The sequence below is a fragment of the Anaerostipes sp. CAG:276 genome, assembly GCF_000432215.1.
In the GTDB taxonomy this organism is placed as follows: domain Bacteria; phylum Bacillota; class Clostridia; order Lachnospirales; family Lachnospiraceae; genus Anaerostipes; species Anaerostipes caccae.
The window spans coordinates 58,827-67,644 of sequence record NZ_FR889201.1; the positions used below are offsets into that span (position 1 = coordinate 58,827).

Here is an 8,818-nt window from a genome sequence, read left to right on the forward strand (position 1 = left end):
GATGAGACCGTGACGTGCCCGCTCTGCAACAGGGTATTAAGTGATGACGGAAAAACCGTTAAGCGGGAGAGAATGTACCCTGATCCGGAAGAAGAAAGAATGAGGCTTTACGGGATTAAAAATATTTTTTTCATCCTGCTCGGTATGATTGCAGTCCTTATGGGAATCATCAATTATATTACATATAATGGATTTCTCTGGTCGGCAATCGTCCTTGCAAGTATTTTATATCTAATGGTGACTGTATCCTATTCCATTGTACACAGGAGAAATCTGGCCGCAAAGATCGTTGTGGAGGTTATCGGCGGAGGAATTCTGGTATCTGTCATTGACTATGTCATCGGATATGAGGGATGGTCTGCGGCTTATGTCATACCGGGGCTGATCCTGACGGCAGATCTGGCAGTGGTAGTGCTGGTACTGGTAAACAGAAAGACATGGTACAGTTATCTGATGTACTTGATTTTTATAGCGGTCTTGAGTGTGGTACCGGTCATCATGTACCTGTTCGGACTCTTTGAACAGCCGCTGATCGCATGGATATCCTGCGGAATTTCAGTACTGACGGTATTTGTTATTTTAGCGGCAGGGAACAAGCAGGGGAAAAATGAACTGGCCAGAAGATTTCACACCTAATCAGAGAAGGAGCATACTATGAAACGAGCAAGTTTGCGCGGACAGATGGCCGTTCAATGCATCAGAGGATTTACAGCGACACCCAGAGGAAGGACATATGCCACCGGCATGGGACATCAGAATCCGAAGGAATACCGGTGGAAGTGCCCAAAAGGGTATACAAACGAGAAACTGGCACATGAGAATTTTCAGATGGAATTTCTGTCTCCGGATCAGGATAAAAATGACCTGGCGGTATTGCAGCTGCACGGCGGCGGATATATCGGGACTCTTAGAAACGCATACCGCAGAGCTGCCCTCCAGTACTCTATTTGTAGCGGGGGAGGAAGTGTCCTGTCACCGGATTACCGGGTCGTGCCGGAGCATCCGTTTCCTGCGGCGCTTAAAGACGCTGTCTCAGCCTACCGGTGGCTGACAGAGGAGAAGGGATTCCCGCCGGAAAAGATCGTGATTGCGGGGGATTCTGCCGGGGGAGGACTTGCGCTGGCTCTAGGTTTATATCTGAAGGATCATGGAATTTCCATGCCGGCAGGTTTTATTTTGATGTCACCGTGGACGGATCTTACACTGAGCGGAGAAAGTCTCAAATATAATTACGGAAGAGACCCGCTGTTCGGCAGATCAAAGGTCACGATGCTTTACGATTCTCTGTATCCGGGAAGTGAGGATGTCAGCAATCCGTATATTTCCCCACTGTTCGGAGATTATCATGGATTTCCGCCGATGCTGTTTCAGACAGGCGGCAGGGAAGTTTTGCTGGACGACACACTGAGAGTGGCAAGAAAGGTGAAGGAAAGCGGTGTTTCGGTGAGAAACAGTGTCTATCCCGACATGTTCCATGTGTTTCAGCTGGCTATGGGAATGCTGCCGGAGAGCAAAGAGGCCTGGAGAGAAATCAGGACCTTTTTCAGAATGATTTTCGGGACGAAAAAACGTCACTGAATCTTCACAATTCTTTTCTTGTATTTCCATTTGCACTGTGCTATGATAACCATTAGTCAACTAATGATTAGATAACTAATATATTTTTTGAGGTTTAAGAAAGGAGTCATCATGTATGAAGATGACGGCATTTATCACCTGCTTCTGAAGATCAACCATAAAAATTTTGCAATCGGATTTGCTTACCTAAAGGAGGCAGGTCTGCATCCGGGGCAGATGCCGCTGATCACCGGCCTTTACAAGAAAGAAGGAGTGACTCAGAAGGAGATTGCAGATAGATTGGGCATTAAGCCTTCGACGATCAATGTCATGATCCGCAGGCTTGAAAAAAGAGAATTTGTCATCAGGAAGCAGGACCCGGAAGATCAGAGGAGAAGCCTCGTGTATCTCACGGAACACGGACGGCAGATCTATGAGAAAATTTCCGAAGCTACCGTCGAAGTTAAAAATCAGGTCATGAAGACCTTCACGGAAGAGGAAAAAGAAGAACTGTTCCGGCTGCTCACAAAGTTTTATGAGGGGCTTGATAAATTAGTTGATTTGGAAATAGGAACTTGTAAATGTAAGGAATAATCGTAGAAAGGAGACATCATGCTGAAAATATTCCGATATCTGAAAAAAGCATATATCCCGATCGCATGCATTGTTTTGCTTTTGTGTGTGCAGGTCAGCTGTGAACTGACGATCCCGACGTATACGTCCAATATTGTCAATGTAGGAATCCAGCAGGGCGGAATCGAGGACGCAGTGCCGGATGCCGTCCGGGAAGAGTCCATGCAGGCACTCATGGGAATGATGAAGCCGAAAGATGCAGAAAAAGTGAAGGATGCCTATGAGCTGTACACGAAAAAACAGGTGAAAGACTCTGATTACAGCTCTTATAAAAAAGGCCGTCTCTATGTGAGAAAAGACATCAGTAAAAAGGACAGGGAGGATTTAGACAAAATCCTTTCAAAACCGATGCTGATGCTGGAAATGAAAATGATGGAGCAAAGCGGCCAGACCAAAGAAAATGCCAAAATGGCGCAGAAATTTAAGGGAAAGAGCATTGATGACATGCCGGAAAGCATCATCAGCCAGGCCGCGATCTCTTTTGTAAAAGCGGAATATAAAGCCATGGGGCTCGACTTAGACCAGATACAGACCAATTACATGTTGAAGACCGGAGCCATTATGGTAGGGCTTGCACTGCTGGCTATGGCTGTGGCCGTAACTGTCGTTTTATTATCCGCAAAACTGGCAGCCAGGCTGAGCAGAATTCTCCGTGACCATATTTTTAAAAAGGTAATGGATTTTACGAACTCAGAGTTTGATAAGTTTTCCACGGCATCCCTGATCACCAGGAGTACGAACGATATCCAGCAGATCCAGATGTTTGTGACCATGATGTTCCGCATCGTTGTATTTGCACCATTGATGGGGCTTGGAGGTATCTATAAAGTACTGAAAACCAACGTGGATATGACATGGACCATTGCCATTGGAGTCGTGGCGATCATGACCGTGATTTTAGTCCTGTTTACTGTGGCTATGCCGAAATTTAAGGTTTTGCAGAAACTGATCGACCGGCTGAACCTTGTATCCAGGGAAATTCTGACCGGGCTTCCCGTCATCCGTGCATTCAGCACCGAAAAGCACGAAAAAGAACGGTTTGACACGGCCAATAAGAACCTGATGAAGACCAACCTGTTCGTCAACAGGGCAATGACGTTTATGATGCCGCTCATGATGCTGATCATGAATGCCATGACGGTCCTGATCGTCTATGTGGGAGCAGACAACATTGACCTGGGAAGGATGCAGGTCGGAGATCTGATGGCGTTCATTCAGTATGCGATGCAGATCATCATGTCATTCCTTTTCATCTCCATGGTTTCCATCATGATGCCGAGAGCCCAGGTGGCAGCAGAGCGTGTCAATGAAATTTTAGATATGGAGATCATGATCAAAGATCCGAAACAGCCGAAAGAATTTCTGAATGAGAAAAAGGGAGAAGTGGAATTTAAGCATGTTTCTTTCCGATATCCCGATGCAGGGGAGGATATGCTCCACGACATCAGCTTTACGGCGCCTTCCGGAAAGACCACGGCGTTTATCGGAAGCACCGGAAGCGGAAAGTCCACGCTGATCAATCTGATCCCGAGGTTTTTTGATGTGACAGAGGGAAGTATTCTCGTTGACGGAGTAGATATCCGGGAGGTAAAACAGTCGGATTTAAGAGATAAACTGGGCTATGTACCCCAGAAGGGGGTTCTGTTTTCCGGAACGATCGACTCGAACCTGCGTTACGGAAAAGAGGATGCATCCGAAGAAGAGGTGAAGAAAGCGGCAAGGATTGCACAGGCTGCAGATTTCATCGAAGACAAGAAAGAGGCATATGATTCTCCGATCGCTCAGGGAGGGTCTAATGTATCCGGAGGACAGAAACAGAGGCTGTCCATCGCCAGGGCAGTTGCCAAGGACCCGGAAATTTACATTTTTGACGACAGCTTTTCCGCACTTGATTATAAGACGGATGTGACACTTCGGCAGGCACTGGCCAGAGAGACGAAGGGAAGCACGACCCTGATCGTTGCGCAGAGGATCAGTACGATCCTGCACGCAGACCAGATCGTTGTCTTAGATGAGGGCCGCGTCGTGGGCACAGGCACTCATGAAGAACTGCTGGAGTCATGTCCGGTCTACTTACAGATTGCAAAATCCCAGTTGTCTGAGGATGATTTTGTAAAAGCTAGAGGGGAGGCGGCAGAACATGAGTAATCAGAACAGAAGACCGGCAAGGAGAATGGGGCATGGACCGATGCAGGGCAGCGGTGAGAAGGCAAAAGATTTCAAAGGAACGATTAAGAAGCTGTTAAAATACATGAGACGCTACTACGGCGCTATCGCTTTTGTTATTTTGTTTGCCATTGCCAGCACGGTATTTAACATTGTAGGACCGACCATACTTGGAAATGCCACAACTGAAATTTTTAACGGACTGGTGAAAAAAGTCCAGGGAACCGGCGGAATTGATTTTTCCAAGATAAGGGGCATACTGCTGACGCTTCTCGGACTGTATCTGACATCTGCGGCATTTTCATTCCTTCAGGGACTGATCATGACCCATGTGTCCAACAACACCACATATCAGATGAGAAAAGATATTTCTGAAAAGATCCACAGGATGCCGATGAAATATTTTGAGAGCAGAACATTCGGTGAGGTGCTCTCAAGGATCACCAACGATGTGGATACTCTGGGACAGAGTCTGAATCAAAGTATGACACAGATCATTACTTCTGTGGCTACCATTATCGGTGTGTTCGTTATGATGATCAGGATCAGCGTTCCGATGACGGTCGCCGTGGTCGTGATCCTTCCGGTATCCTTCCTGATGATCGGTGCGATCATGAAAAAATCCCAGCCTTATTTCCAGGCGCAGCAGGCACTGCTCGGGGAAGTCAACGGCCAGGTAGAAGAAATTTACAGCGGCCACAACATTGTAAAAGTATTCAATAAAGAAAAGAGTGTTGTGGAAGAGTTTGAAAAAGTAAACGGAAAATTATATAATTCTGCGTGGAGATCTCAGTTTTTCTCCGGGGCAATGATGCCTCTGATGCAGTTTGTGGGAAACTTAGGCTATGTGGTCGTTGCGATTCTGGGAGGATTTCTGGCAATCAAGAATACCATTGAGGTAGGGCAGATCCAGTCCTTTATCCAGTATGTAAGAAACTTTACCCAGCCGATCACCCAGCTGGCCCAGGTCGGCAACATGATGCAGACGACCGCGGCCTCCGCAGAGCGTGTCTTTGAATTCCTCGAAGAAGAGGAGGAAGAAGAAGTAAAGGAGAATCCTGTGGATGTGTCTTCGCTGGACGGAAATGTGACCTTTGAACATGTATCCTTCGGGTACAATGAAAAACAGAGGGTCATTAACGATTTCTCCGTGGAAGTCAAAGAAGGACAGAAGATCGCTATCGTCGGGCCGACAGGCGCAGGAAAAACGACGATGATCAAACTTTTGATGAGATTTTATGATGTCAGCGGCGGATCGATCAAGATCGACGGTTATGATGTCAGAGACTTTAAAAGAAGCGATATCCGGCAGATGTTTGGAATGGTTCTCCAGGATACATGGCTTTACAATGCTTCCGTCCGTGATAATATCCGGTACGGAAAGTTAGACGCCAGCGAAGAAGAGATCCAGGGAGCGGCAAGAGCTGCATTTGCCCATCATTTTATCGAGACACAGCCGAAAGGTTATGATATGATAATAAATGAGGAGAGCAATAACATTTCCCAGGGACAGAAACAGCTTCTGACCATTGCGAGAGCGATCCTGGCCGACCCTAAGATCCTGATCTTAGATGAAGCTACCAGTTCCGTTGATACAAGGACGGAGGAGCGGATACAGAAAGCCATGGATAATCTGATGGAAGGAAGGACCAGTTTTGTCATCGCACATCGTCTTTCTACGATCAAGGATGCTGATATGATCCTCGTCATGAACCACGGGGATATCGTAGAACAGGGAAATCACGAGGAACTGCTTGCGAAAGGCGGTTTCTATGCGAACCTCTATAACAGTCAGTTTGAAACAGCGGACTAGAAGGAATTTTATCTTCCGGTCCTGAAAGCCTCCGGTACCGTCGGTGCATTTTTGCCCCGATGTGCCAGAGGCTAAATTGCATTTAGGTATAAGGAGGAAATTATGGTACGGTTGGCATGTATAGGAACGAATTTTATCACGGATTGGCTCTTGGAAGGCATCCGGGAGGTCGAAGGGATCGAGCTTTCAGCGGTCTATTCAAGGACAATGGAAAAGGGGAAAGAATTTGCGGCCAAATACGGGGTCGATAAGGTATATGATAATTATGAAGAACTGGCAAAGGACCCTGAGATCGATGCGGTCTATGTGGCAAGCCCTACCTACTGTCATTTTAAGCACACGATGATGATGCTCAACCACAAAAAGCACGTGTTATGTGAAAAGCCTGTGGCATCCAATTTAACGGAGCTTGAACTGATGATTCAGGCGGCAAAGGAAAACCAGGTCGTATTTATGGAAGCCATGAAGTCCGTACATACACCCGGATTTAAAGCAATGAAAGAACATCTTCCTAAGCTCGGCACCGTGCGCCGTGCCACGATCCAGTACTGCCAGTATTCTTCACGATATGACAAGTTTAAAAACGGAATTATTGAAAATGCTTTTAAGCCCGAGCTTTCCAACGGAGCCATTATGGACATCGGCGTGTACTGCGTGCATTTTCTTGCAGCTTTATTCGGGATGCCGGAAAAAATACTGGCAGATGCCATATTCCTGGACAACGGTGTGGACGGGGCAGGCTCTCTCATCGCGTCCTATGGGGATAAACAGGCGGAAGTCATTTACTCAAAGATCACCAATTCCAAGCTTCCGACCCAGATCCAGGGAGAGAAGGGCTGCATGATCGTGTCAGAGTGCCCGAATCCAAGAGAGATCAAGATTCTTTACAACGACGGCAGCGAAGAGATCATTGAATGTGACAGCCGTTCCAACCCGATGAATTACGAAGCACAGACCTTTGTGGAACTGATAGAGACAGGGCAGACAGACCATCCATATCTGGAAGCTTCTGTCATGGAAATGAAGATCATAGACGAAGCCAGACGGCAGACCGGAATCGTATTTCCGGCAGATAAAATCACAGAACAGTAAAGGAGAACAGATTCATGAAAAAGAAACTGATCGCAGGGGGGCTGATCCTCTGCACATTAGCGCTTTGTGCATGCCAGACCGGAAAAAAACAGGAGAAAACAGAGAAAGCAAAAACCACCGCCCAGACATCCACAGAGGCAAAGGTACTCAGCAAATATAAAGAGATCAGGATCAACGGAGCCAAAAAGACCGTGCAGATCGGGGAACCGTCCAAAGGGGAGACGGTTGCCATTGTGAAAGTCAAGGGTTACGGAACAATGAAGTTTAAGTTTTTCCTCAAAGACTCCCCGCTGGCAGTCAAGAACTTTTTGACTCTGGCATCCAACGGATATTATGACGGAATTATTTTTCACAGGGTCATCAAAGATTTCATGATCCAGGGAGGCGATCCGACGGGAACAGGAAAAGGCGGGCAGAGCATCTGGGGAAAAGAGTTCAAGAATGAGACTTCCGACAAACTGATCCCGGTAAGAGGCGCTCTCTGTATGGCAAATGCAGGACCCGACACCAACGGAAGCCAGTTTTTTGTAGTGCAGAACAGGGAAATCACTGATGAAATGCTGGATTCTTCTCCGATAGAGCTTACAAAATCGCAGAGGAATCTGTTTAAAGACCAGGGAGGATACCCGTCTCTGACCGGAGACTACACGGTATTCGGACAGCTGTATGACGGATACGATGTTCTGGACAAGATTGCAGAGGCTCAGACTGTGTCAGATGCAAAGGCCGAAAACAAACCTAAAAAAGACATTGTCATTCAAAAAATCACTGTAAAGAATTACTAGAAAAACTGCTGGGGAGGGACAGATGCTTACCATCGGACTGGATCACACAAAAAAAGAACCGCTTTACAGGCAGATTTATACTTATATCCGGGATGAAATACGGAGTGGGGCTCTGCCCTGCGGGTCCAGGCTTCCGTCCACCAGGAAGCTGGCAAAGCATATGGACCTGAGCCGGAATACGATCGATCTGGCCTACGGCCAGCTGACAGCCGAAGGATATATTGAGGCAAAGCCCAAGCGCGGATATTTTATCTGCCAGGTGGAAGACCTGGCGTCTTTAAATATTCCCGTGGAGACAGAGGAGGAAGATCCGGTGCAGGAGGAAGATCCGATCCCTTTTGATTTTTCTCCCGTAGGAGTCGACATGACTCTGTTCCCCTATAATGTATGGAGACGACTTCTGAAAGAAGTCATGATGAACGACAACAGTGAGTTGTTCCAAAAAGGAGAAAATCAGGGGGATTTAGGACTGAGGAGGGCTATTATGTATTACCTCAGGCAGTCCAGAGGTGTCCACGTGGGCACCAGCCAGATTATCATAGGAGCGGGGATTGAAAACCTGCTGTTTCTCCTGAGCCTGACTCTGGGTAAGGGCAGGACCATGGCCATGGAAAACCCGGCATACCTAAACGCCTATCAGACGGTCCGCGAACTCGGATTTCAGGTACTTCCCGTAGACATGGACGAGGAAGGCCTGAGGGTTTCGCAGCTGGAGCAGAGCGGTGCGGATCTCGCCTATGTCACGCCCGCCCGTCAGTATCCTACCGGTGTG

8 protein-coding genes are annotated in these 8,818 nt (G+C 47.3%); all 8 read left to right on the plus strand.

Features of this window, described 5'->3' with window-relative positions:
• A partial coding sequence (locus QVP35_RS12945; RefSeq protein ID WP_288187911.1) for a DUF6320 domain-containing protein occupies positions 1-636 on the plus strand: 636 nt, incomplete at its 5' end.
• Positions 637-654: 18 nt separating this feature from the next.
• Positions 655-1,578 (plus strand): alpha/beta hydrolase, encoded by a 924-nt coding sequence (locus QVP35_RS12950; RefSeq protein WP_022261240.1) that lies wholly within the window; start codon positions 655-657, stop codon positions 1,576-1,578.
• Positions 1,579-1,689: 111 nt separating this feature from the next.
• Positions 1,690-2,151 (plus strand): MarR family winged helix-turn-helix transcriptional regulator, encoded by a 462-nt coding sequence (locus QVP35_RS12955; RefSeq protein WP_006565588.1) that lies wholly within the window; start codon positions 1,690-1,692, stop codon positions 2,149-2,151.
• An 18-nt stretch (positions 2,152-2,169) separates the two neighbouring features.
• A complete protein-coding gene (locus tag QVP35_RS12960) occupies positions 2,170-4,338 on the plus strand; it encodes an ABC transporter ATP-binding protein (RefSeq protein ID WP_009290740.1) in 2,169 nt (722 codons plus the stop codon).
• Positions 4,331-6,169, plus strand: a complete 1,839-nt coding sequence (locus tag QVP35_RS12965; RefSeq protein WP_009290741.1) for an ABC transporter ATP-binding protein — start codon at positions 4,331-4,333, stop codon at positions 6,167-6,169. Before QVP35_RS12960 ends, QVP35_RS12965 begins: the two co-directional genes overlap by 8 nt.
• 102 nt (positions 6,170-6,271) lie before the next feature.
• The gene (locus tag QVP35_RS12970; protein ID WP_009290742.1) at positions 6,272-7,261 is read left to right on the plus strand and encodes a Gfo/Idh/MocA family protein; all 990 of its coding nucleotides are present in this window, start codon (positions 6,272-6,274) and stop codon (positions 7,259-7,261) included.
• A 14-nt stretch (positions 7,262-7,275) separates the two neighbouring features.
• The gene (locus QVP35_RS12975) at positions 7,276-8,046 is read left to right on the plus strand and encodes a peptidylprolyl isomerase (RefSeq protein WP_022261241.1); all 771 of its coding nucleotides are present in this window, start codon (positions 7,276-7,278) and stop codon (positions 8,044-8,046) included.
• A 22-nt stretch (positions 8,047-8,068) separates the two neighbouring features.
• The coding region (locus tag QVP35_RS12980) for an aminotransferase-like domain-containing protein (protein ID WP_288187913.1) at positions 8,069-8,818 on the plus strand (750 nt) is incomplete at its 3' end.